Below are 24,390 nucleotides of genomic sequence, written 5' to 3' on the forward strand. Positions count from 1 at the left end.
CGCCGGCCGGTGCGGACGACGCGCGCGACGCGCCGATGCTCGCCCCGATTGGCGCAACAGTGCATTCTCCTGATACTGTGATTCCTCGGTTCGGGTTGTTGAAAATCCGGGCCGAAACAACACAGTATGCACCTCTAGCTCAATCGGCAGAGCAACTGACTCTTAATCAGTGGGTTCTCGGTTCAAGTCCGAGGGGGTGCACGATGAAGCCTCGAACCTCTCGCCGGGTTCGGGGCTTTTTCATTTCCCGCAGCCATGGCCGCACGGATGCCTCCGCGCCCTGAAGCCGCGGAGGCATCACCGATGAGGTGAGATCGAGCCATCGGATTCGATGGTCGCGGCGGTCTCGGGAAAGTCGCGACGGCTTCGTTGATCGATGAGTTCGACCGCCCGTTCGTCAGGGTCTCGGACGGGTCTCCCATCGCGCTGCTCGAAGCGGACGGAGCGTATCTGTCCGTCGATCATCGTTCCATCGGCGCGCAACCTGACGGCAAGGTAGGCGCCGTAGCGAGTCGACTGCTCCGCGCCGAAGACGCCTCCGCCGCCGAAGTTGCCCAGGCTGTACGCGATCAGCCTTCCGCGATAGAACTCCATCCCCCGAAGCACGTGGGGTCCGTGGCCGAGGACGAGGTCGGCACCCGCGTCGACAGCCGCATGCGAGAACGCGATGACGTCGCCGCGGTTCTCGCCGTACATGACCTCGGTTCCGGGTGTCACCGCATCCGCGCCGGCACCCTCGGCTCCCATGTGCGCGTGGACGACCACGATGTCCGCGCGTGCTGCGGCTGCCCCCACGACCTGTCGCACGTGGCGCAGGTCGGTGACCCGGTTGAAACCGTCGTAGGGCGCGAATCCGACCATCGCCACCGTGATGTCACCGATCTGCGTGCAGGCGATCTCATTGCGGTCGCCGACCGTTCGGACTCCGGCATCGGTGAGGTGCGCTCTCGTGTTCGCGTATCCGGCCTGTCCGAAGTCGCCGGTGTGGTTGTTCGCCAGGTTGAGGAGATCGAATCCGGCGAAGTGTTGAGCCGCGTCCGGCGCGCTCCGGAACGCCAGGCAGTCCGCGTGCTCTCCGCACTTGTCGTATCCCGTGTCTGAGGAGATGACCTGTTCGAGGTTTCCAGTGACGATGTCCTGGGTGAACCAGGGACGCACGTCGTCGAAGTGGCCACGACCGCGGTCGGTGGGCACGGAGTGGTTCACGTCGTACAGCAGCATGTCGCCGGTTGCCCCGATGCTCACCTCTCCCGCGTGCGAAGCGGGCCGGCGTTGCACCTCGGCCGGGCAGCCCGGTATCGCCGTGACGTGGATCGCCGACACGCCGATCGCCGTGAGCATCAGGACCGCGACCGCAGTGCGCCGCACGAGTCGGGGCCGCCGCCGGGGAGGGGCCTCGCGGCGCGAGAGCCCAGCCGGTGAGCGGCGCGCCGGAAGGTCGAACAACCAGAGCAGTCGATCGCGCACGATGAGGTGGCCGAGCATCGTGCTCACTGCCACGACGATCGCGGTGAGGGCGACTGGGAGGAGGATGGCTGCGCCGAGTTGCACCGCGATCCTGGTATTCGAGAGCCAGCTCACCAGAGCGAGGTCGGCCAGAGCGAGTACCGGCATGTGTATCAGGTAGATCGGAAGCGTGCGAACGCCCAGCCAGGTCAGCCCGCGCCCGAGGCCCGGGAGCTTCGGCAGGAGCGGTGCGACGACGATCCCCATGCCGACACCGATGAGCGACACCGCAGGCCACACACCGGGCACCGCCTCCGATCCGGTCATCCTCATCGCACCGAAGGCAACGAGGTAGGCCGCGATCGACGTCGCCGCGACGAACGGTCGCGGACGCGCGGCCAAGCGGCGGATCTGCGGGGCGAAGTACAGACCGAGCAGGAAGAAGAGGAGGTTGTACAGCAGCGAACCGCGGTTGCTCGCCACGTCGATCAGTCCCGCCGAAACCGTGACCGACAACGCAGCGGCGCCGCCGATGAGGAGCCACCGCGGGAGACGTCGCAGGCCTTTCGCGACCAGGAAATACAGGGCGAGCGCGGAGAGGTACCAGGTGTTCGGGGGGCTGATCGTCACCGCTTCGATGAACTCGGCGACGCTGCGCGGGACGAAAGTCGGGAAGTCCGGGAAAGCCCACATGGCCATCATGTGGATGAGGGTCCACAGGAGATAGAGGTAGAGGAAACGAACGACGCGGGTGCGGAAGACGATCGCCCACGGGCGAGCGAGCGCATTCGCCGCGAAGTACCCGGAGATCATGAGGAACAGCGGCATCAGGAACGGCCAGATGACATCGCTGGCAAGGCCCCACGCGCCGGGGATCGGTACGCCGATTCGCCAATCGATCTGCAGGTAGGTCTTCAACACGACGTGCCAGAACACGACGAGCAGGATCAGCAGGCCCTTGAGCGCATCCGCCCAAGCCGACCGAGCGGGAGGCGCGGTCGAGTACCCGCTCATACTGGCATCGAGGTCCGGAAGGGCGACTGCTCGGCGGATTCGAGGAGCGCTGCGATCAGCCCGACGTAGTCGAGGCCGGTCGCCGCGTACATCAGCGGAACCTGCGACTGTTCCGTCATACCGGGAGCCGTGTTCACCTCGTTCAGCACCACTCCGGCAGAGGTGGCGAAGAAGTCGAAACGAGCCACCCCGCTGCATCCGAGTGTCTCGTAGAGGAGGACGGCGGCGTGACGAATCGATGCTTCGTCGCGTTCGCTGATCGGGGCAGGCACCGTGAACGCCGCGCTGCCGTCGTACTTCTGCGTCCGGTCGAACACTCCGCCGGGGTCGACACCGATCCCAAGGGTGGAGCCGAGGCGCAACTCGCCGTCCCGGTCGCGGAACACCGCGATATCCACTTCTCGCCCCAGCACGTACTCTTCGACGAGCACGGTCTCACCGAAGGCTCGAGCGCGGCTCACCGTCTCGCCGACGCCGTCTCGATCGGGGACGACGAAGACACCATTGCTCGAGCCACCGGTCGCCGGCTTGATGACGAAGGGGGGCTCCAGACCTGTCGTAGCCACGCTCGCTGCGACACCGGGTCCGGCAACCGCCGCCCTCGCAGTGGCGATGCCCAGCGCATCGGCGATCAGCTTCGTGACCCACTTGTCCATCCCGAGCGCACCGGCCCGCACCGGGGAGCCCACATAGGGCACGCCAGACAGTTCGAGGAGCCCAGCGATCGCGCCATCCTCACCGTTGACCCCATGCAGGGCGGGAAACGCGAGATCGCACCCCGCGAGCACCTCGACGGCACCATGTGCAGGCAGGACCCCGCCGTTCTCGTCACGCCAAGCGCCGTCTTCCCCGATGGTGAGCGGAACGACGTCGAGGCCCAACTCGACGACGGCCCGACGGACAGCGGCGGCCGAAGCGAGCGACACGTCGTGCTCATCGCTGACACCACCTCCGATGACGGCGATCCGGGCACGCTCGTTCTGCGTCATGACTTGTCTCCTTGTGATGGACTCGAGGTATCGATCGTGCGGTGGATACGCGGGATGCGGTTCCCCAGGCGAGTGACGATCTCGTGCTCGATCGTGCGAGACCACTCGGCCCACTCCGCGACAGTGGGCTCCCCTTCTGCCCCGGGGCCGAAGACGGTGACGCGTTCGTTCGGTCGCAGCACGTCATCGCCCGTGTCCACGACGACCATGTCCATCGAGAACCTGCCGACGAGGGGCCGTCGTCGCCCTCGTGCGAAGACCTCGGCCCGCCCGGATGCCTCGCGCGGAAGCCCGTCACCGTAGCCGACCGGAAGCAGGGCCAGGTTCGTCCTGTTCTGTGCAACGAAATCGAGGCCATAGCCCACTCCTGTGCCTGCGGTCACCTCGCGCGAAGACACGACGCTCGAGGTCAGCGTCACGGCCGGCCGCAACATGTTGGTGCGGGAAGAGGGATCGATGCCGAACAGTCCCGCTCCGATCCGGTGGACATCGAAACCTGACGCCACACCGTTCAACGTCGCGGATGTTGCCGCGAGGTGAAGGATGTGGGGCGCGAGTGCACGGCGCCTGGCCGTTCGAACCGCGCTCTCGAAGACCAGACGCTCCCGCGTGTTCTGCGGATTCTCCGGCTCGTCCGCACACGACATATGGCCCATCACCCCGACCACTCGAACCGCGCCGAGCGCCTCATGCTCGCGAGCGAGCGCGCACAGCGTGGACCAGTCGCGCGCCGAGCAGCCGTCGCGGGCCATGCCGACATCGATGTGCAGATGCACGCGCGCCGGTCTCCCGGCACGCAGCGCTGCCCGACCGATGGAATACAGCAGCTCCACACTCGGCACCGCGAGATCGACATTCTCTCGCACTGCCGTCTCGAAGTCGGCGTCGGGCGTGTTGAGCCAACTGAGAATCGGCGCCCCGACACCGGTAGCCCGCAGCGCGAGAGCCTCATCGACGGAGGTCACGCCGACAGAGGTCGCCCCGGACTCGAGGACCGAGCGAGCGATCGCCCCGTGTCCGAACGCGTCGGCTTTCAGCACGGCCATGACCCGGCCCTCGGTCATCGCCGAGAATCTCGCCGTGTTCTCACGTATCGCGTCGTCATGCACGACGAGCTCCGAAGCGGATGAATGCATAGACAGCATTCAAACCATCGCCGTGTTGCTGCCGAGTATCCGGTTTTCGATACACGCGCGATACGCAGACGCGGCGGAATAGGCTGCCGGCATGACAAGCTACCTGCTGGCCGGGGGCGGGACCGCGGGACATGTCAATCCGCTCCTGGCCTTCGCCGATCGCCTGCGTGAACGCGAGCCGGACGCCTCGATCCTCGTGCTCGGCACTGCCGAGGGGCTCGAAGCCCGACTCGTTCCCGAGCGCGGGTATGTGCTCGAGACGATCCCGAAGGTGCCCTTTCCGCGCCGGCTGAACCGCAAGGCGCTGCAGTTCCCCGGGCGTTTTCGCCGCGCGGTCACGCGTACGCGCGCGCTTGTTCGCGATCGCGGCGTTGATGTCGTGATCGGGTTCGGCGGTTTCGCCGCAACCCCCGCGTACGTTGCCGCGCACAAGGAGGGCGTGCCTTACGTCGTGCACGAGGCGAACGCCCGGCCCGGACTTGCCAATGTGTGGGGTGCGCGCCGCGCCGCAGCTGTCGGCACGGTCTTCGCCGACACGCCGCTGCGCGGGGGAGAGGTCGTCGGGATGCCGCTTCGTGCGGAGATCTCCACGCTTGATCGTGCGGGGTCACGTGCGGAAGCTGCGAAGTACTTCGGGCTCGACGCCGACAAGCCAGTACTGTTGGTGTTCGGCGGGTCGACGGGTGCCCGCAGGATCAACGAGGCCTTTGCGCAGGCGTGGCCCGAGATCATTGCCGAGGGCTGGCAGATCTTGCACGTGACCGGGGACGCGAACGCTGATGATGTGGACGCCTCCGGTGCCGAAGCCCGCGTTGTCGTGCCGTACGTCGACCGGATGGATCTGGCGTATGCCCTCGCCGATCTGGCCGTATGTCGATCAGGGTCGGCGACCGTGAGTGAACTCAGTGCGCTCGGGATTCCCGCGGCGTATGTTCCATATGCGGTTGGCAACGGAGAACAGGCGCTCAACGCTCGTGGGGTCGTGCAGGCCGGTGGAGCGCTGCTCATCGACGACGCGGACTTCACCGCAGGTGCCATCGTCGAACGCGTCATTCCTGTTCTGCGCGATGCCGAGGTTCGCGATCGGATGGGTCGCGCAGCCGCATCCTTCGGAATGCTGGATGGCACCGAGAAGCTGCTTGCGCTGGCTGATCGCGCTCGCGCAGAGGCAGGCGTCACGCCGTTCGACACCTCAGCTGTGTCTCCGTGACGTTGATCTCGGAGGTCTCGGCGATCTCGGCGGTTTCGGGGAACGCGGCCGCAGCCGCGATCAGTCGTCGAAGCCGCGTGCGGTCAGTGCGTCGCCGAGGTGCTCGGCGGTCTGCAGCGCCCGCACGATGACCGGCACGGCGAGCGCCACGACCGATCCCTCGGCGCCGCGCGCCTTCCTCGCCTCGAGCACCTCCCGCACGATGTCGGCGAGGAGCGGCACGCACCGGATCGTGAGCGCGAGCGTGAGGCCGACGCGATCGGCGTCGATCCAGCGGCGGAACGGTCGGAGGAGCGCCTGCATGGCATCGAGCGTCGCTGTGACGGGCGTCGTGAGCGTGTAGAGCGCCGCGAGAGCGACGGCGAGCACGAGGCGCACCGCCATGGTGGCCGCGGCCTCCCATCCGCCGAAGATCACCTGCACGGGCACGGCGAAGGCGAGGAGCCACAGGATCGGGATGATCTGCCGCCAGACGAGCCCGACCGGCAGCCACGCGACGACGAAGAGGGCTGCCACGAGTCCGGAGGCCACGGCGAGGGCGGCGAGCGAGGTCTGGAGTGCGATCGCCGTGACGAGCACGGCGAGCAGTCCGAGCTTCGCGAGCGCGGGTGTGCGGTGCACGAGCGAGCGGCCGGGATGGAAGACGCCGATCATCGCGGACTGCCGATGAGCTCGCGATAGGCCTCGAGCGCGGGCTCGGGCCGATCGTCGGCGATCACCCGCCCACCCTCCATCACGATGACGCGGTCGAACCCGTCGAGCAGCTCGAGCTGGTGGCTGACGACGACGAGCTGCTGCGGCAGTTCGGCGAAATGCTCGGCCACGAGCCGCGCGTTGCGCGCGTCGAGCAGCGTGGTCGGCTCGTCGGCGACGATCACCGCCGGTTCGGCCACGAGCACCGAGGCGAGGGCGAGCAATTGCTTCTGACCGCCCGAGAGACGGTGCGCCGGTCGGTCGGCGAGCTCGTGGAGTCCGAACCGGTGCAGGGCCGCCTCGACGCGCGCCGCGGCATCCGCCTTGTCGAGCTTGTGACGGCGCAGCGTGAACGCGACGTCCTCGCGCACCGTGGGCATCACGATCTGGTTGTCGGCGTTCGTGAACACGAAGCCGACGGTGCGGCGCACCTCGCGCGCGTGGCGGGCGAGGTCGAGCCCGCCGACCGAGACGCGGCCGGCGGTCGGCGTGACGAGGCCGTTGATCATGCGGGCGAGCGTCGACTTGCCCGAACCGTTCGCGCCGACGATGCCGATGCGATGCTCGCGGAGCACGAGCGAGACGTCGTCGACGACCCGCTCCGCATCGAAGTGGTGACTGACGTGGTCGAAGACGATCTCGGTCATGTGATCCGTTCCACGATCATGGCGATGCCCTGGCCACCGCCGATCGAACAGGCGGCGAGCCCCGGGCGGGCGTCGTCGGAGGCGAACATGCGGGCTGCGAGGCGCACGAGCAGCACGGCGCCCGAGGCACCCCATGGGTGACCGAGCGCGATGGCGCCGCCGTCGGCCGAGATGAGCGACTCGTCGAGTTCGAGTTCGTCGCTGACCGCGAGGACCTGCGCGGCGAACGCCTCGGTGATCTCGATGAACCCGAGCCCGGCGGGCGGGAGACCGGCGCGTGCGAGCGCGAGGCGGGCCGCGGGTGCCGCGCCGATGCCCGGCAGTGAGGGGTCGCCTGCGGTGACGGCGGTCGCCACGATGCGCAGCGACGGGAGGCCGAGTTCGCGTGCCGCTCGGCCGGTCGTGACCGCCATCATCGCCGCACCGTCGGAGAACCCGCAGGAGTTGCCGGCGGTCACCGTGCCGAATCGATCAGCTGCGCCCGCGGTTGCGTCGTCGATCGCGCCGGCGCCGGCGGTGAACGCGGGCGCGAATCGCGCCAGCCGCGCCATGTCCATCGATGCACGCGGGCGGTCGTCCCGCTCGACGCCTGCGATCGCGACGATCTCGTCGTCGAAGACGCCCTTCGCCTGCGCTGCGGCAGCACGTGCGTGCGAGCGGGCCGCCCAGGCGTCCTGCCGTTCGCGGGAGATGCCGCGGACGGCAGCGAGCCGGTCGGCTGCCGGACCCATGTCGGGATCGGGGAATCCGGTCGGGGCGAACGGTGCGCGCGAGTAGCGTTCGCCCGTCTCCGGCCACGACCGGTGCGGTGCCGTCGACGCCGACTCCGCGCCGCCGGCGAGGAACAGCTCGCCGTGTCGGGCCCCGACCCGGGCTGCCGCCTGCATCACCGCATCGAGCCCCGAGCCGCACTGCCGATCGACCGTGACCCCGGGCACCGAGGTGCCGAGCCCCGCCCGAAGCGCGGCGACGCGGGCGAGGTCGCCGCCCGGTCCCATGCAGTTGCCGACCACGACGTCGTCGATCGGCAGGCCGCTCGGGGCGACGGTTGCGGCGACCGAGGCGAGCAACGGAGCCGCGAGGGCGTCGACGGTCTGGGCGGCGAAGCTGCGTCCCGCCGTGCCGATCGCCGAGCGCCGCGGAGCGATGATGACGGGCGCGGAAGCGGCGTCGCGGGTCATGCGCCGCTCCGTTCCGACGGCGTCGGATGCGGCGCATGCGATGGGAGCGACGGACCGAGGGTTCCCGCCGCGAGCGCGACCTGCAGGAGTCCGCGTGCCGGCTTGCCGGAGACGGTCGTCGGGATGGCGCTCACGAACCAGCGTCGCGGCAGCTCGGCCGCGGGAAGGCGATCCCGGGCGGCGGCGACGACTGCGGCGGCATCCGTCGTGCCGTCGAGTTCGACGACGGCGACGATGCGTTCGCCGAGCAGCTCATCGGTCTCGCCGAGCACCACGGCCGCGACGACCCCGGGCAGCGCGAGGAGGCGCCCCTCGACGTCTTCGGCCAGCACCGTCGCGCCCGCGGTCGTGATCGCGGCGTCGCCGCGCCCGATGATGCGGAACATGTCGGAACCGTTCGGTTCAGCGAGGTCGCCCACCGTGGCGAAGCCGTCGTCGTCGCGGCGCAGCATGCCGCCGCCGACGACACCGAGGGCGAGGTAGGGGGAGCGCGCCCAGAGCTCCCGGCCCGCGACGGCCGGCCGGAGTTCGACCTCGACGCCGGGGAACGGTGCGAGGGCGCCGCCCCGACCGACTGCCACGAACGAGAGTTCGGCGGCGCCGTAGTACTCGGTCACGCGGATGCCTCGAGCCGCCGCCCGCTCGCGCAGGGCGTCGCTCATCGCGGCCCCGGCCACGATCGCCGCGGCGGGCAGCGCGTCGGCCTCGAGCAGCCGTGCCAGGCGCGTCGGGGTCGCGTGGAGGGTGGACGCACCGCGGAGTTCGTCGCCGACCGCGGCGCCCGTCCAGAGCGCGTGGAGCGCCGCGTAGAGGTGCATCGAGACGTGGAGCGGGCCGGTGACGGCGATCCGGTCGCTCGCCCGGAGGCCGGCAACCTCGGCGAGCGGGGCCGCCGACGCGAGCCAGGAGGCGTTCGTGCGGGCGACCGCTCGGGGGGTGCCCTCCGGGTCGGACGAGCCGGAGGTGAGCAGAGCGAGCTCGGTTCCGGGAGGCAGGTCAGCCGAGATCCGCTCGGCATCCGCCGCGTCGCCGCCGACGAGCACCGGTCGGCCGCGCTCGATACACGCGAGCACGAGCGTGATGAGACGAATGGGGTCGGTGCCGACCGGGCAGGCGACGAGGCCGTCGCCGCTCGGCAGCACGGCCGCGGCGACCGCATCGGCGAGCTCGCCGTAGCGCACGGCGTCGCCGCCGAACGCGAGGGCGAGCCCGCCCCGCGGTCCCCGCAGCCAGTCGCTCACGCCGAGCGATCCGAAGCGGTCGAGTCCGACGTGGTCGAGTCGGAAGCCGGACCGGAGACGATCGCGCCCGGTCGCGGCGCCCACGGCCACGAACGCGGCTCGATGAGCCCCGGCCATGCCCGGTGCACGCCCTTCGCCACGAACACGGTCACGACGACCTTGGCGATGTCGCCGGGAAGGAACACGGTTGATCCGTAGAACGCGAGGTCGAGCGGCGTGCCGGTGATCGCGGCGAACACGGGCACCCCGACGAGGTAGATGGCGACGATGCCGCCGAGCGCCGTCCACGCGAGGGCGGGCGCGATCGGGTATCTCGGCAGCAGGCGAGCTGTGGCCCATCCGATGACGGCGGCGCCGAGCAGCCATCCGATGAGGTAGCCGACCGACGGGCCGACGAAGACGCTGAGGCCGCCCCGGCCGCCCGAGAGCAGCGGCAGGCCGGCGGCGACGAGCGCGATGAAGAGGAGCACCGAGAGGGTGCCCTTGCGTGCGCCGAGGATGGCGCCGGCGAGCATCACGCCGAGGGTCTGGAACGTGATCGGCACCGCGGTGCCGCCGATCGTGAGCGCGCCGGGCAGGCCGAGCGCGGCGATGAGTGCGGCGAAGACGGCGATCTGGGCGAGGTCGCGAGCGCTGCTGCGGCGCGGGCGCGCCGGTGAGGGCGTCGGGCCCGACTCGGTCGTGTTCGGGCTGGTGCTCTGGCTGGTGCTGTGGGCGGAGCTCAAGGGGTTCCCCTCTCGTGGCGTGCGGGCGATTGCCCGGAATTCACGCTACGAGGAGCGGGGGAGCGCATTCTCGGCTGGCGGTACAAGAATGCGCCGTCGATTTTGGAGCGCGGTGTCACTCGCGTGAGCGGGTCGGCGCGTGGCGCCGGCCGGTTCAGGCCGCGCGCGCCTCGAGTGCCGTGGCGGCACCGATCGTGGGCAGCGCTGCGGCCTCGACCTCGACGGATGCCTCGGCGAACAGCTCATCGGTCGCGGCCTCCATCGGCGCGGCGGCCTCGGTCGGCGCGGTCGCCTCGACGGGGTCGGCCCAGACGATGAGCGGTGCGGGCTCCCAGCCGAGTGCCATGGTCTCTTCACCGGCCGGCACGACGACGGCGACGGAATCGCGCTCCTCGAGGATGGCACGGGTGAGTTCGGCCGCGATCTGGTGCGTGAGCATCGCGTGGAAGATGCGGTCGGTGTCGCCGTCGGACTTGCGCACGAGCGACCAGCCGCCGCCGGGCCCGATGAACTCGGACAGTCGCGAGTTCAGCAGTTCGAAGATGTGCTCACCGCGAAGGTCTGCCGCAGTAGGGTGCGGAGTCGGGGCGGCAACATGGGCGGAGGCCTGGGCGGCAAGCCGTGCGCGGCGCCAGCGGCGGAACATCGGTGGCCCCTCTCGTGGGTTCGTCTCGGGTCGTTCGTCCCAGTTTCGGGCACGGCGGAGCGGATTGCGAGTGACACGCCGCGCAACGTCGGCGCGGCGCGGTTATTCGCCGAGTTCGCCCTGCCTGGTCTCTTCGGCGACGGTGCCGATCGCGATCGCGAGGCTTGCAGCCCAGGACACCCACATGAGCAGCAGTCGCCAGTCGCGGGGACCCGTGGCGGTGGTCTTCACCACGCCGATGCCGCCGATGATGGCGCCGATGACGGCGCCGCTGAAGAGGTACTTGCGCATGCCGCAACGCTACCGTGCCGTTTCCGGCGGCTGAGAGACATCCGTGAATCTGACCGATCGTGCAGAAGCTGACCGATCGGTCAATTACCGTGGGTGCATGCCCTCCGATGCACCGGTTCCCTCCCGCCTGCGCGCCAGCGACGAGCTGCGCCAGGCCGCGCTCGAGCAGTTCGCGACCGTCGGTTTCGCGGCGAGCTCGCTGCAGCAGATCGCCGACCACGCGGGCTACGCGAAGTCGAGCGTGCTCTACCACTACGCCTCGAAGGAGGCCCTGCTCGAGGCCGCGATCGGCCCGTCGATCGACCTGCTCGAGACCCTGCTCGGCGACTTCGTCGCCGGCGGCCGTTCAGTGGCCGCGCAGGCGGTCTTCATCGAGCGCTTCGTCGACTTCCTGCTCGGCAACCGCCTCGCGGTGCACACCTTCGTGAACCAGGGCCAGTCGCTGCGCGGGTTGCCGGTCATCGAACGCGCGAACACCGCCATCCGCGGTCTCGCCGACTCGATCTGCGCCGACGACGCCAGCCTCGCCGAGCAGATGCGCTTCGGCGTGGCACTCGCCGGTGCGACCTACACGCTCGTCGCCGGCGCCACATTCCTCGAGGACGACGAGCAGCAGTTCGCCGACGCCGACGTGCGCGACGCCCTCATCTCCGTGCTGTCCGAACTCCTGCTGACGGCCGACGGCCGCCCGACCCGATAGGCAGACCCATGGCTCTCCTCCTCCACCGCATCGGCCGGTTCGCGTTCCGCCGCGCCTGGTACGTCATCGTCGCCTGGGTGGTCCTGCTCGGCGGGCTGCTCGGCACCGGCCTCGCGCTCGGCGGCCAGTTGCAGGACTCCTTCGCCATCCCCGGCACGGAGTCGCAGACGGCGATCGACCAGCTCGCCGCCGTGTTCCCCGAGACCGCGGGCGCCTCGGCCAAGGCCGTCGTCGAAGCCCCCGACGGTGCGACCGTCGAGGCCGACTCGGCGCGCGACGCGATCGAGGCGATGGAGGCCGAGCTCGAACAGGTCGATGGCGTCGCGAGCGTGCTCGGCCCGTTCGACGAGTACGCGGGCGACCAGATCTCGGGCGACGGTCGCACCGCCTACATCCAGATCCAGTTCGACGGCCAGGTGACCGATGTCACCCCCGAGTCGCTCGAGGCCGTCGAGGCCACGGGCGAGCTCGGCACCGACGCCGGCCTCGCGGTGGCGTTCGGCGGCGACGTCTTCCAGGAGACGAGCTTCGGCCTGACGATCACCGAGGTGTTCGGCGTGCTCTTCGCCGCGGTCGTGCTCATCATCACCTTCGGCTCCCTGCTCGCGGCCGGCATGCCGCTGCTGACCGCCCTCGTCGGCGTCGGCGCGGCCTTCGGCGGCATCTCCATCGTCGCCGCGTTCACGACGGTCTCGTCGACCGCGCCCATGCTCGCCGTCATGATCGGACTCGCGGTCGGCATCGACTACGCACTCTTCATCCTGTCCAGGCACCGAAACCAGCTCGCTCGCGGCCAGGACCCCGAGGAGTCGGCGGCCGAGGCGGTCGCGACCGCCGGCGGCGCCGTGGTCTTCGCGGGGCTCACCGTCATCATCGCGCTGCTCGGCCTCCTCGTCGTCGGCATCCCGTTCCTCAGCGTCATGGGCGTCGGGGCCGCGTTCGCCGTGCTCATCGCAGTGGCGGGCGCCGTCACCCTGCTGCCGGCGCTGCTCGGCATCTTCGGCCGCAAGCTCGTGCCGAAGCCGGGCAGTCGTGCCCACCGCCGCGCGAACGCCGACGACGACAGCGGCAAGCGCACGATGGGTCGTCGCTGGGTCGACCTCGTGCTGAAGGCGCCCGTCGTGTTCCTCGTGATCGTGGTCGGCCTGCTCGGCGCCGCCGCGGTGCCGGCGCTCAGTCTCGACCTCAACCTGCCGAATGGCTCGGGCACCGAGGGCTCCAGCCAGCGCGAGGCCTACGAGATGATCGAAGACGGCTTCGGGCCCGGCTACAACGGCCCGCTCATCGTGACGGTCGACATCACCCAGACGACCGACATCTTCGGCGACCTCGACGCGATCGGCGCCCGCATCGGCGAACTCGACGACGTCGCGTTCGTCGGTCAGGGGCTGCCGAACCCGACCGCGGACACGGCGATCATCCAGGTCATCCCCGAGAGCGCACCGGATGCCCCGGCGACGAAGGTGCTCGTCGAGAACATCCGCGAACTCGAGCCCTCGATCACCGCCGACTACGGCACGCCCATCGCCGTCACCGGCTACACGGCCGTCGCCATCGACATCTCGAACCGACTCGCCGACGCGCTGATCCCGTTCGCGCTCATCGTCGTGGGGCTCTCGATCGTGCTGCTGCTCATGGTGTTCCGTTCGGTGTTCGTGCCGATCAAGGCCGCCCTCGGGTTCCTGCTCTCGGCGTTCGGGGCGATCGGCGTCACCGTCGCGATCTTCCAGTGGGGATGGTTCGCCGACCTGCTGCACGTCGAGCCCGGGCCGATCCTCAGCTTCCTGCCGATCCTGCTCATGGCGGTGCTCTTCGGCCTCGCCATGGACTACCAGGTGTTCCTCGTGTCGGGCATGCGCGAGGAGTTCGTGAAGACGGGTGACGCGCGCAAGTCGGTCGTGCACGGCTTCCAGCACGCCGCGCGCGTCGTCACCGCCGCCGCGCTCATCATGTTCTTCGTCTTCTTCGCCTTCGTGCCCGAAGGCGCGGGCGTGATCAAGGGCATCGCCTTCGCGCTCGCCGTGGGCGTCGCATTCGACGCCTTCCTCGTTCGCATGACGCTCGTGCCCGCTGCCATGGCGCTCGCCGGCAAGGCGGCCTGGTGGCTGCCGAAGTGGCTCGCGAGGGTGCTGCCGAACGTCGACATCGAGGGTGAAGGGCTGCGCACCCACCTCGAACAGGAGGAGTGGGCCGCGTCCCGCCCCGCCGCCGTCAACGCCGAGGCCGCCGTCTTCGGGCTGCCCGAGCGACCGATCGGTCCGCTGACCGTCGAGGTGCCTGCCGGCGGCGTGCTCGTCGTGCAGGGCGAGGCCGTCGACCGCCGTGTCGTCTCCGCGACGCTCGCCGGCCGACTCGCGCCGGTCGGAGGTCGCCTCGCCGTGCTCGGCTCGCCGCTGCCCTCGGGCGCAGGAACGGTCATGCGCGGCGTCGCGATCGCCGAGGTCGCAGCGGATGCCGCGCCGGGCGGCACCGTCGGCGAGCTCATCGCCGGCCGACTCGACGCCACCCGCCCGTGGTACCGCATCGCGCCGTCCAACTCGCTCGTCCGAACCTGGACCGAGCGGGCGGCCGCAGCAGCCGGCCACGGCCCCGACGGGCCCCGGTTCACGACCGAGACCCCGCTCTCCGCCCTGGGCGTCGAAGCCCGCACGCTCGTCGCGGTCGCGGCGGCCCTCGCCGAGCGGCCGAAGGCCGTCGTCATCGACCTCGACGACGATCCGGGCTCGGCCACGGGCGGTCTCTGGCATGCGCTCGCCGCGCTCGTGCCCGCCCAGGTCACGGTGATCGTCGGCCTCGGCACGTCCGCGGTGTCGCCCGCGGTCTCGCCGCAGCTCGCGGCCCGCGGCATCCGCACCCTCGAACCCGTCTCGCGCACCCAGGAGGTCCTCCGATGAGCACCCGACTCTCCCGACTCTTCGGTTCGACCCCCGCGCAGCGACGCGTGCGCTTCGGCGTGCTGGTCGCCGCGGTCGTCGCCGTGCCGCTCGCCGTCGCCGGTCTCGTCTCGGGCGCCGTCGGCAGCGGCGGCGACAACCTCGAGCAGATCCCGGCCGTCGTCGTGAACAACGACGAGATGGTCACGATGACGCTGCCCGACGGCACCGAACAGCCCGTGCTCGCCGGCCGCTTGCTCGTGACCGAGCTGACCGACCCCGAGACCTCGGGATTCCAGTGGACGATCTCGAACGACGACGAGGCGGCCGACCTGCTCGCTTCGGGTGACGCGTACGCGGTCCTCACCATTCCCTCCGACTTCTCGGAGTCGGTGACCTCGCTCTCGGGTGCAGACCCGACGCAGGCGAACCTCGACATCCGCACCGACGACGCCCACGGCTACCTCGCCGGCTCGGTCGCGCAGTCGGTCGGCGACGCGATGTCGGCGACCTTCGGCCGCGAGCTGACCGCGCAGTACCTCGAGGGGCTGTACACGAACCTCGCGACGATGGGCGGTTCGCTCGGCGACGCCGCCGACGGCGCGACGCAGCTCTCGAGCGGTGCCGGCTCCCTCGCGGGCGGCCTCGGCACGCTCTCGAGCGGCGTCGCCACGGCCTCGAGCGGCGCAGCGGATGCCGCGAGCGGAGCCCATGAGTACGCCGCGGGCGTCACCCAGTACACGCAGGGCGTCGACGGCCTGGCGAGCGGTCTCGGGGAGCTGAGCACCGGTGCGGCCGGGCTCGACGAGATCTCGAACCAGTGGGATGCCTACACCGGCGGCATCGCGAAGGGAGTGGCCACCGTCGACGGCTACCTCGGGCCGGCGTCGGAGCAGCTCGCGAGCATCATCGCCGACCACCCCGAACTCGTCGAGGAGTACCCCGAACTCGCCAGGATCCCCGCGACGATCGATGGTGTCCGCACCCAGCTCGGCCAGCTCTCGACCGGGGGGCAGCAGCTTTCGGCGGCGTCTCGCGGCGCGATCGACGGCATCCAGGGCGGCATCGACCAGTCGGCCGCCGGAGCAGCCCAGCTCGCCGCCGGCTCCAGCGGCATCCGCGACGGCGCGAACGGCCTCGCCACGGGTCTCGACGAGCTCGCCGGCGGTCTCGGTGCGCTCCAGGGCGGTGCAGCGGATGCCGCGAGCGGCGCCACGAAGCTCGCGAGCGGTGCCGACACCCTCGCCTCGGGGCTCACGTCCGGCGCGGAGAGTGCGACCGCGCTCACCGACATCGACGCGTCGAAGACCGCCGACGTCATCGCCGAACCGGTCACGGTCGACGCGACCCGCGACCACGAGATCGCGGGCGTCGGCGACGTCATCGGCATGCTCTTCGTGCCGGTCGGCCTGTGGCTCGGCGCACTCGCGCTCTTCCTCGTGTTCCGACCCTTCGGTCGTGAGGCCCTGCGCTCGACGGCCTCGACGGGCGGGCTCGTCTGGCGCACGCTCGCGCGGGCGGGCCTCATCGCCCTCGCGCAGGCCGTCGCGGTCGTGCTGCTCCTGCACGGCACCATGGACGTCAGCTGGAGCCTGCTCCCGCAGACGCTCGCGTTCGCGGCCCTGCTCGCGCTCGTGTTCACCTCGCTGCACGCCTTCCTCACGGTCTGGCTCGGCCGGGCGGGGCTGCTCGTCTCGCTCGTGCTCGTCGCGTTGCAGCTCACCGCGTCGGGCGGGCTGTACCCGGTCGAGGTGCTGAGCGGCCCGTACCAGGCGATCAGTCCGTTCCTGCCACTCACCTGGGCGGTGCAGGGCATGCAGTTCATCGTCTCGGGCGCCGCCGGGGGATCGGTCGCGATGGCCGCGGGCGTGCTCGTCGTCTTCGGTCTCGTGGGAGTGCTCGGCACGGCGCTCGTCGTCGGCCGGCGCCGCGGCATCCGCTCGATCGGGTTCGCGGCGGCCGCACTCGGCTGAGTCGCCTCCATTCAGCACCGTGCAGCGCGGGACCCGGCAGATCCGGCCGGTTCCCGCGCCGCACGACTGTTAGCCTGAGCGGAGCGCGAGGAGGGACATCCGCTCTATGAACGCCCCTGGATCATCACGCGACGAGCTCTACGTCGACGCCGTCTACGACATGATCGTGGTCTCGAACCGACTGCCCGTCGACTACCTGCGCGGCCCCGACGGTGAGACCACGTGGAAGAGCTCGCCCGGCGGGCTCGTCACCGCGCTCGAACCCGTCATGCGCGCCGCCGACGGCGCCTGGGTCGGCTGGGCCGGCGTCGCCGACCGCGAGTTCGACCCGTTCGAGTACGACGGCATCAACATCATCCCGGTGCCGCTGTCGGAGTCCGAGCTCGAGGAGTACTACGAGGGCTTCTCCAACGACACCCTCTGGCCGCTCTACCACGACGTCATCGCACCGCCCTCCTTCCACCGGGAGTGGTGGGACGCGTACGTGCGGGTGAACCGCCGCTTCGCCGAGGCGGCAGCGCGCGCGGCATCGCCCGGCGCCGTCGTGTGGGTGCAGGACTACCAGCTGCAGCTCGTGCCGCGCATGCTCCGCGAGAAGCGCCCCGACCTCGTGATCGGCTTCTTCAACCACATCCCGTTCCCGGCATACGGCATCTACTCGCAGCTGCCGTGGCGGCGACAGGTGCTCGACGGACTGCTCGGGGCCGACGTCATCGGGTTCCAGCGCGCCGCCGACGCCGGCAACTTCACGCGCGCGGTACGCCGGCTCTTCGGCTACGCGACGCGCGGCAGCGTGCTCGACGTGCCGGGCCCCGACGGCGAGATGCGGCACGTCGTCGCCCGGCAGTTCCCGATCTCGATCGACTCGGCCGGGTTCGAGGAACTCGCGCGGAGCCCCGAGGTGCAGGCGCGCGCCCACGAGATCCGGGAGAGCCTCGGCAACCCCGAGACGATCATGCTCGGCGTCGACCGCCTCGACTACACGAAGGGCATCCGGCACCGGCTGAAGGCCTTCGGCGAGCTGCTGCGCGACGGCCGGATGTCGGTCGAAGACGTCACCCTCGTGCAGGTCGCGAGCCCGTCGCGCGAGCGCGTCGAGACGTACCGCCAGCTCCGTGACGAGATCGAGCTCATGGTCGGGCGGCTGAACGGCGACTACTCCACCCTCGGCCACCAGGCCATCGCCTACCTCCACCACGGCTACCCGCGTGAGGAGATGGTCGCGCTCTACCTCGCCGCCGACGTCATGCTCGTGACGGCCCTCCGCGACGGCATGAACCTCGTCGCGAAGGAGTTCGTGGCCTGCAGCTTCGACGACGACGGCGTGCTCGTGCTCAGCGAGTTCACCGGCGCATCCGACGAGCTCCGTCAGGCGATCCTCGTGAATCCTCACGACATCGAGGGGCTGAAGGACGCGATGGTCGAGGCGGCGCAGATGCCGCGCAAGGAGCGGGCGCGGCGCATGCGGGCGCTCCGCAAGCGCGTGCGCGAGAACGACGTGGCGAAGTGGTCGTCGACCTTCCTGAAGACCCTCACCGGCGCGGGCATCATCGCCTCCGGCGTTCCCGACGGGCTGGATGCCGCGATCTCGCGCCTGGCCGACACCGACCGGCTGCTCGTGGCGCTCGACTTCGACGGCACGCTCGCACCGCTCGTCGACCGGCCGGAGGACGCGCGGGCCACCAATCGCGCCCGCGCTGCGATCGAACGCCTCGCCGCGAGCGACGACACCCGCGTCGCGATCGTCTCCGGGCGGGCGCTCGAGAGCCTGAAGGAAGTCGCCGATCCGCCGGCGGGAACCCTCATGAGCGGCTCGCACGGTGTGGAGCTGCAGCTCGACGGCGGCGGCGTCACGATCGACCTCCGCGACGGCGAGCTCGCGGCGCTCGAACACCTCACCAGCGTGCTCGACGACGTCGCCGCGAGCATCGACGGCGCATGGGTCGAGTGGAAGCCCGCAGGGCTCGCCCTGCACACGCGCAAGGTCGCGCCCGATGCCGCGAGCGACCTGCAGCGGGCCGCCAGGGCGCGCGTCGAGGCCGAGATCCCCGAGCTCACGGTGCGCAGCGGCAAGGGCGTGATCGAGTTCTCGGTGCGCCCGAGCGACAAGGGGGAGGCGCTCACCCGGCTCCGCCAGCACGCGGGCGCCAGCGCCGTCATCTACGTCGGCGACGACGTCACCGACGAAGACGCGTTCGCCGCCCTCGAGTCGGAGGATCTGGGGGTGAAGGTCGGTCAGGGCAGGTCGCTCGCGGCTCATCGTGTGCGCAGTCCCGACGACGTCGCCGACCTGCTCGAACGCCTCGCCGATGCGCGTGAAGCGACGCACGGGGGCCCCTCGCGCTGGCCATAGACTCGTTCCATGTCGGAGTTCGATCCCAAACCTCGTAGCCGCACCGTCACCGACGGTATCGAAGCCATGACCAGCCGGGGCATGCTCCGCGCCGTCGGAATGGGAGACGCCGACTGGGACAAGCCGCAGATCGGCATCGCGTCCTCCTGGAACGAGATCACCCCCTGCAACCTCTCGCTCGCCCGCCTCGCGCAGGCCGCCAAAGAGGGCGTGCACGGCGGCGGCGGCTACCCGCTGCAGTTCGGCACGGTCTCCGTCTCCGACGGCATCTCGATGGGCCACGAGGGCATGCACTTCTCGCTCGTCTCGCGCGAGGTCATCGCCGACTCGGTCGAGGTCGTCATGCAGGCCGAGCGACTCGACGGCTCCGTGCTGCTCGCAGGCTGCGACAAGTCCATCCCCGGCATGCTCATGGCGGCCGCCCGCCTCGACCTCGCCTCGGTGTTCCTCTACGCCGGCTCGATCGCGCCGGGCTGGGTGCGCCTGTCGGACGGCACCGAGAAGGACATCACGATCATCGACTCGTTCGAGGCGGTGGGTGCGGTCAAGGCAGGCACCATGAGTGCCGAAGACGCCCACCGCATCGAGTGCGCGTTCGCGCCCGGTGAAGGCGCCTGCGGCGGCATGTACACCGCCAACACCATGGCCTCGGTCGCCGAGGCGCTCGGTCTCTCGCTTCCGGGTTCGGCGTCGCCGGCATCCGCCGATCGTCGTCGCGACTACTACGCGCACCGCTCGGGCGAGGCCGTCGTCAACCTGCTGAAGCACGGCATCACGGCTCGTCAGATCCTCACGAAGAAGGCGTTCGAGAACGCCATCGCGGTCGGCATGGCGCTCGGCGGCTCGACCAACATCGTGCTGCACCTGCTCGCGATCGCCCGTGAGGCCGAGGTCGACCTCACCCTCGACGACTTCAACCGAATCGGCGCGAAGGTGCCCCACATCGGCGACCTGAAGCCGTTCGGCAAGTACGTCATGAACGACGTCGACCGTCGCGGCGGGGTCCCCGTGCTCATGAAGGCGCTGCTCGACGCCGGCCTCCTGCACGGCGACGTGCTCACCGTCACCGGCAAGACCATGGCCGAGAACCTCGAGGAGCTGAACCTCCCGCCGCTCGACGGCGAGGTGCTCCGCACGCTCGACAACCCGATCCACGAGACCGGCGGGCTCACCATCCTGCACGGTTCGCTCGCTCCCGAGGGTGCGGTCGTGAAGACCGCGGGCTTCGACGCCGCCACCTTCGAGGGCCCCGCGCGCGTGTTCGAGCGCGAGCGGGCGGCCATGGACGCGCTCACGGCGGGCGAGATCAAGGCGGGCGATGTGGTCGTCATCCGCTACGAGGGCCCCAAGGGCGGGCCCGGCATGCGGGAGATGCTCGCCATCACCGCAGCCATCAAGGGCGCCGGTCTCGGAAAAGATGTACTACTCTTGACGGACGGTCGATTCTCAGGCGGCACAACCGGCCTCTGCATCGGCCATCTGGCACCCGAAGCGGTGGACGCAGGTCCCATCGCCTTCGTGCGCGATGGTGATCTCATACGGGTCGATATCGCAGCTCGTTCCATCGACCTACTGGTCGACGATGCCGAGCTGGCTGCCCGCCGAGAAGGCTGGGCTCCGCTTCCCCCGCGCTATACCCGTGGCGTCCTCGCGAAGTACTCGAAGCTCGTGCGTTCCGCCGCAGAAGGCGCCACGACGGGCTGAGTGCAGCGCTTCCCGCACACACCGTCCACCAGAACAGGAATCGAATGACCACGGAATCCAATCCCGTGCCATCGCCCGCCCCAGTGCCCTCCGGCGCTCCCGTGGAGCTCACGGGCGCCGAGGCGGTCGTCCGCGCACTCGAGATGCTCGGCATCACCGACGTGTTCGGCCTTCCCGGCGGCGCGATCCTCCCCGTCTACGACCCGCTGCTCGACAGCAAGAAGCTCCGCCACATCCTCGTGCGGCACGAGCAGGGCGCCGGTCACGCTGCCGAGGGCTACGCCTCGTCGTCGGGCAAGGTCGGCGTCGCCATCGCGACGTCGGGTCCCGGCGCGACGAACCTCGTGACCGCCATCGCCGACGCCCACATGGACTCGGTGCCGATGCTCGCGATCACCGGTCAGGTGTTCTCGAACCTCATGGGCACCGATGCCTTCCAGGAGGCCGACATCGTCGGCATCACGATGCCGATCACGAAGCACTCCTTCCTGGTGAAGGATGCCGCGGAGATCCCGGCGACCATCGCGGCGGCGTACCACATCGCCACGACCGGCCGGCCCGGCCCCGTGCTCGTCGACATCACGAAGGACGCGCAGCAGGCCAAGGCCGTCTTCCGCTGGCCGCCGAAGCTCGACCTGCCGGGCTACCGGCCGATCACGAAGGCCCACGGCAAGCAGGTCGCCGCGGCGGCGCAGCTGCTCGCAGAGGCGAAGCGCCCGGTGCTCTACGTGGGCGGCGGAGTCATCCGCGCGGGTGCGTCGCAGGAACTGCTCACGCTCGCCGAGACGACGAACGCCCCTGTGGTGACGACGCTCATGGCCCGCGGTGCCTTCCCCGACTCGCACCAGCAGCACCTCGGCATGCCTGGCATGCACGGCACGGTTCCCGCCGTGATCGCGCTGCAGGAGGCCGACCTCCTCATCGCCCTCGGCGCCCGCTTCGACGACCGCGTGACCGGTAAGGCGGCGCTCTTCGCGCCGAACGCCAAGGTCGTGCACGTCGACATCGACCCGGCCGAGATCTCGAAGATCCGCGTGGCCGACGTGCCGATCGTGGGCGACGCGAAAGACGTGCTCGTCGACCTCGAGGCCGCCTACCGCGACGCGATCGCGGGGGCTTCGGGCACGCCCGACCTCGAGGAGTGGTGGGCGACGCTCGACGGCCTCCGCGCCGAGTTCCCGCTCGGGTTCTCGACGCCGTCCGACGGACTGCTCGCACCCCAGCAGGTCATCCAGCGCATCGGCGAGCTCACTGGCCCCGAGGCGGTCTACGCCGCGGGCGTCGGCCAGCACCAGATGTGGGCGGCGCAGTTCATCAAGTACGAGCGCCCCAACTCCTGGCTGAACTCGGGCGGCGCCGGCACGATGGGCTACGCGGTTCCGGCCGCGATGGGGGCCAAGGTCGCCGAACCCGACCGTGTGGTCTGGGCGATCGACGGCGACGGATGCTTCCAGATGACCAATCAGGAGCTCGCCACCTGCACGCTGAACAAGATCCCGATCAAGGTCGCGATCATCAACAACTCCTCGCTCGGCATGGTGCGCCAGTGGCAGACCCTGTTCTACGACGGCCGGTACTCGAACACCGACCTGAACACGGGCCACGACAGCGTGCGCATCCCCGACTTCGTGGCACTCGCCGAGGCGTACGGTGCGCTCGGCATCCGGGTCACGAAAGAGGAGGAGATCGACGACGCCATCAAGCTCGCGCTCGAGACGAACGACCGCCCCGTGGTGATCGACTTCGTCGTCTCTGCCGACGCGATGGTGTGGCCGATGGTGCCGCAGGGCGTCTCGAACAGCTACATCCAGTACGCCCGCGATCACTCGCCGGCATTCAGCGAGGAGGACTGACCATGTCGACGCACGTTCTCTCCCTCCTCGTCGAAGACAAGCCCGGACTGTTGACCCGCGTCGCAGGGCTCTTCGCCCGGCGCGGCTTCAACATCGAATCGCTCGCGGTCGGCCACTCCGAGATCGAGGGCCTCAGCCGCATCACGGTCGTGGTCGACGTCGACGAACTGCCGCTCGAGCAGGTCACGAAGCAGCTGAACAAGCTCGTCAACGTCATCAAGATCGTCGAGCTCGACCCGGCTCAGGCCGTGCAGCGCGAGCACCTGCTCATCAAGGTGCGGGTCGACAACACGACGCGCTCGCAGGTGCTCGAGGCGGTGAACCTCTTCCGTGCCCGCGTCGTCGACGTCTCGACCGACGCGCTCGTGATCGAGGTCACCGGCGATTCCGGCAAGACCACCGCGTTCCTCAAGGTGCTCGAGCCCTACGGCATCAAGGAGATCGCCCAGTCGGGCCTCCTCGCCATCGGCCGTGGCAGCAAGTCCATCACCGAGCGCGTCTTCAAGAACTGACCGTTTTCACGTACTGCACCATCCCCGATCAAGGAGAAAGACAGCATCATGGCTGAGATCTACTACGACAAGGACGCCGACCTCGCCCTCATCCAGGGCAAGAAGGTCGCCGTCATCGGCTACGGCTCGCAGGGCCACGCGCACGCGCAGAACCTCCGCGACTCGGGTGTCGAGGTCGTCATCGGACTCAAGGAGGGCTCGAAGTCGAAGCCCAAGGCCGAAGAGGCCGGCTTCGAGGTCAAGAGCGTCGCCGACGCCGCGGCCTGGGCCGACGTCATCGTCATCCTCGCGCCCGACCAGTACCAGCGCCACATCTACGCCGAGTCCATCAAGGACAACCTGGCCGAGGGCAAGACCCTCGTGTTCGGCCACGGCTTCAACATCCGCTTCGGCTACATCGAGGCGCCCGAGGGCGTCGACGTCGTCATGGTCGCCCCCAAGGGCCCGGGCCACACCGTGCGCCGCGAGTACGAGGCCGGCCGCGGCGTTCCCGTGATCGTCGCCGTCGAGAAGGATGCATCGGGCAACGCCTGGCCGCTCACCCTCTCGTACGCCAAGGCGATCGGCGGCCTGCGTGCCGGCGGCATCAAGACGACCTTCACCGAAGAGACCGAGACCGACCTGTTCGGCGAGCAGGCCGTGCTCTGCGGCGGTGTCTCGCAGCTCGTGCAGTACGGCTTCGAGACCCTCACCGAGGCCGGCTACCAGCCGCAGGTCGCGTACTTCGAGGTGCTCCACGAGTTGAAGCTCATCGTCGACCTCATGTGGGAGGGCGGCATCGCCAAGCAGCGCTGGTCGGTCTCCGACACGGCCGAGTACGGCGACTACGTCTCCGGCCCGCGCGTCATCGACCCGCACGTCAAGGAGAACATGCAGGCCGTGCTCGCCGACATCCAGTCGGGCGCGTTCGCGCAGCGCTTCATCGACGACCAGGACAACGGCCAGAAGGAGTTCCTCGAGCTCCGTGCCAAGGGCGAGGCGCACCCGATCGAGGCCACCGGCCGCGAGCTCCGCAAGCTCTTCGCGTGGAACGCATCCAACGACGACGACTACGTCGACGGCGAGGTCGCGCGCTAGCGCGCAGCGAACAGACCGGCTGCATCGCAGCACTGAACGGCCCGTTCCGGATGCTCCGGGGCGGGCCGTTCCCGTGCCGTGCACGAATGAGCAGCGCGCGTTGTCGCGAAACCCTTGTCACGGAGG

The 24,390-nt window shown here is 70.0% G+C and carries 19 protein-coding genes and 1 tRNA gene; 10 read left to right on the forward strand and 10 right to left on the reverse strand.

Going from position 1 to position 24,390, the window contains the following annotated elements:
• The first annotated feature begins 128 nt into the window (after positions 1-128).
• Positions 129-201, forward strand: a tRNA-Lys gene (locus JOE59_RS04120).
• 96 nt (positions 202-297) lie between these two features.
• Here JOE59_RS04120 and JOE59_RS04125 read toward each other — a convergent pair.
• From JOE59_RS04125 to alr, 3 genes are read right to left on the reverse strand one after another with little or no spacing between them, the layout of a single operon-like run.
• Positions 298-2,460: a CapA family protein gene (locus tag JOE59_RS04125; RefSeq protein ID WP_204459058.1), complete on the reverse strand. Its 2,163-nt coding sequence runs from the start codon at positions 2,458-2,460 to the stop codon at positions 298-300.
• The gene (locus JOE59_RS04130) at positions 2,457-3,449 is read right to left on the reverse strand and encodes a D-alanine--D-alanine ligase family protein (protein WP_204459059.1); all 993 of its coding nucleotides are present in this window, start codon (positions 3,447-3,449) and stop codon (positions 2,457-2,459) included. Before JOE59_RS04130 ends, JOE59_RS04125 begins: the two co-directional genes overlap by 4 nt.
• Positions 3,446-4,558 (reverse strand): alanine racemase, encoded by a 1,113-nt coding sequence (gene alr / locus JOE59_RS04135; RefSeq protein ID WP_307836942.1) that lies wholly within the window; start codon positions 4,556-4,558, stop codon positions 3,446-3,448. The genes JOE59_RS04130 and alr overlap by 4 nt, the downstream gene beginning before the upstream one ends.
• Before the next feature lie 118 nt (positions 4,559-4,676).
• Between alr and JOE59_RS04140 the strand changes: the two genes are divergently transcribed.
• Positions 4,677-5,795 (forward strand): UDP-N-acetylglucosamine--N-acetylmuramyl-(pentapeptide) pyrophosphoryl-undecaprenol N-acetylglucosamine transferase, encoded by a 1,119-nt coding sequence (locus tag JOE59_RS04140; RefSeq protein WP_204459061.1) that lies wholly within the window; start codon positions 4,677-4,679, stop codon positions 5,793-5,795.
• Between the two features lie 60 nt (positions 5,796-5,855).
• Here JOE59_RS04140 and JOE59_RS04145 read toward each other — a convergent pair whose 3' ends face one another.
• From JOE59_RS04145 to JOE59_RS04175, 7 genes are all read right to left on the reverse strand, one after another.
• Positions 5,856-6,449, reverse strand: coding sequence for an energy-coupling factor transporter transmembrane component T family protein (locus JOE59_RS04145; protein WP_204459062.1), 594 nt, complete (start codon positions 6,447-6,449; stop codon positions 5,856-5,858).
• Positions 6,446-7,135, reverse strand: coding sequence for an energy-coupling factor ABC transporter ATP-binding protein (locus JOE59_RS04150; RefSeq protein WP_204459063.1), 690 nt, complete (start codon positions 7,133-7,135; stop codon positions 6,446-6,448). Before JOE59_RS04150 ends, JOE59_RS04145 begins: the two co-directional genes overlap by 4 nt.
• Positions 7,132-8,316, reverse strand: coding sequence for a thiolase family protein (locus JOE59_RS04155; RefSeq protein WP_204459064.1), 1,185 nt, complete (start codon positions 8,314-8,316; stop codon positions 7,132-7,134). Before JOE59_RS04155 ends, JOE59_RS04150 begins: the two co-directional genes overlap by 4 nt.
• Positions 8,313-9,557 carry an AMP-binding enzyme gene (locus JOE59_RS19070; protein ID WP_204459065.1) on the reverse strand — a complete coding sequence of 415 codons (1,245 nt, stop codon included), beginning with the start codon at positions 9,555-9,557 and terminating at the stop codon, positions 8,313-8,315. Before JOE59_RS19070 ends, JOE59_RS04155 begins: the two co-directional genes overlap by 4 nt.
• Positions 9,554-10,282, reverse strand: coding sequence for a biotin transporter BioY (locus tag JOE59_RS04165; RefSeq protein ID WP_204459066.1), 729 nt, complete (start codon positions 10,280-10,282; stop codon positions 9,554-9,556). Before JOE59_RS04165 ends, JOE59_RS19070 begins: the two co-directional genes overlap by 4 nt.
• A 154-nt stretch (positions 10,283-10,436) precedes the next feature.
• Positions 10,437-10,928, reverse strand: coding sequence for a hypothetical protein (locus JOE59_RS04170; RefSeq protein WP_204459067.1), 492 nt, complete (start codon positions 10,926-10,928; stop codon positions 10,437-10,439).
• Positions 10,929-11,030: 102 nt separating this feature from the next.
• On the reverse strand, positions 11,031-11,219 hold the full coding sequence (locus JOE59_RS04175) for a hypothetical protein (RefSeq protein ID WP_204459068.1): 189 nt from the start codon (positions 11,217-11,219) through the stop codon (positions 11,031-11,033).
• Positions 11,220-11,316: 97 nt separating this feature from the next.
• Here JOE59_RS04175 and JOE59_RS04180 point away from each other — a divergent pair, with 97 nt between their 5' ends.
• The 8 genes from JOE59_RS04180 (at position 11,317) to ilvC (ending at position 24,264) form a co-directional block, all read left to right on the forward strand.
• Positions 11,317-11,919 (forward strand): TetR/AcrR family transcriptional regulator, encoded by a 603-nt coding sequence (locus JOE59_RS04180; protein ID WP_204459069.1) that lies wholly within the window; start codon positions 11,317-11,319, stop codon positions 11,917-11,919.
• An 8-nt stretch (positions 11,920-11,927) separates the two neighbouring features.
• The gene (locus tag JOE59_RS04185; protein ID WP_204459070.1) at positions 11,928-14,813 is read left to right on the forward strand and encodes an MMPL family transporter; all 2,886 of its coding nucleotides are present in this window, start codon (positions 11,928-11,930) and stop codon (positions 14,811-14,813) included.
• Positions 14,810-16,765: a YhgE/Pip family protein gene (locus JOE59_RS04190; RefSeq protein WP_204459071.1), complete on the forward strand. Its 1,956-nt coding sequence runs from the start codon at positions 14,810-14,812 to the stop codon at positions 16,763-16,765. Before JOE59_RS04185 ends, JOE59_RS04190 begins: the two co-directional genes overlap by 4 nt.
• Before the next feature lie 106 nt (positions 16,766-16,871).
• A complete protein-coding gene (locus JOE59_RS04195; RefSeq protein ID WP_204459072.1) occupies positions 16,872-19,118 on the forward strand; it encodes a bifunctional alpha,alpha-trehalose-phosphate synthase (UDP-forming)/trehalose-phosphatase in 2,247 nt (748 codons plus the stop codon).
• A 9-nt stretch (positions 19,119-19,127) separates the two neighbouring features.
• On the forward strand, positions 19,128-20,822 hold the full coding sequence (ilvD, locus tag JOE59_RS04200; protein ID WP_204459073.1) for a dihydroxy-acid dehydratase: 1,695 nt from the start codon (positions 19,128-19,130) through the stop codon (positions 20,820-20,822).
• 44 nt (positions 20,823-20,866) lie between these two features.
• Positions 20,867-22,675 carry an acetolactate synthase large subunit gene (locus JOE59_RS04205; protein ID WP_204459074.1) on the forward strand — a complete coding sequence of 603 codons (1,809 nt, stop codon included), beginning with the start codon at positions 20,867-20,869 and terminating at the stop codon, positions 22,673-22,675.
• A gap of 2 nt (positions 22,676-22,677) precedes the next feature.
• Entirely contained in the window at positions 22,678-23,187 is a 510-nt protein-coding gene (gene ilvN / locus JOE59_RS04210; RefSeq protein ID WP_204459075.1) for an acetolactate synthase small subunit, read from the forward strand.
• 48 nt (positions 23,188-23,235) lie between these two features.
• Entirely contained in the window at positions 23,236-24,264 is a 1,029-nt protein-coding gene (ilvC, locus tag JOE59_RS04215; RefSeq protein ID WP_204459076.1) for a ketol-acid reductoisomerase, read from the forward strand.
• Positions 24,265-24,390: the final 126 nt, after the last annotated feature.

It is taken from the genome of Agromyces cerinus, assembly GCF_016907835.1.
Taxonomy (GTDB): Bacteria; Actinomycetota; Actinomycetes; order Actinomycetales; family Microbacteriaceae; genus Agromyces; species Agromyces nitratus.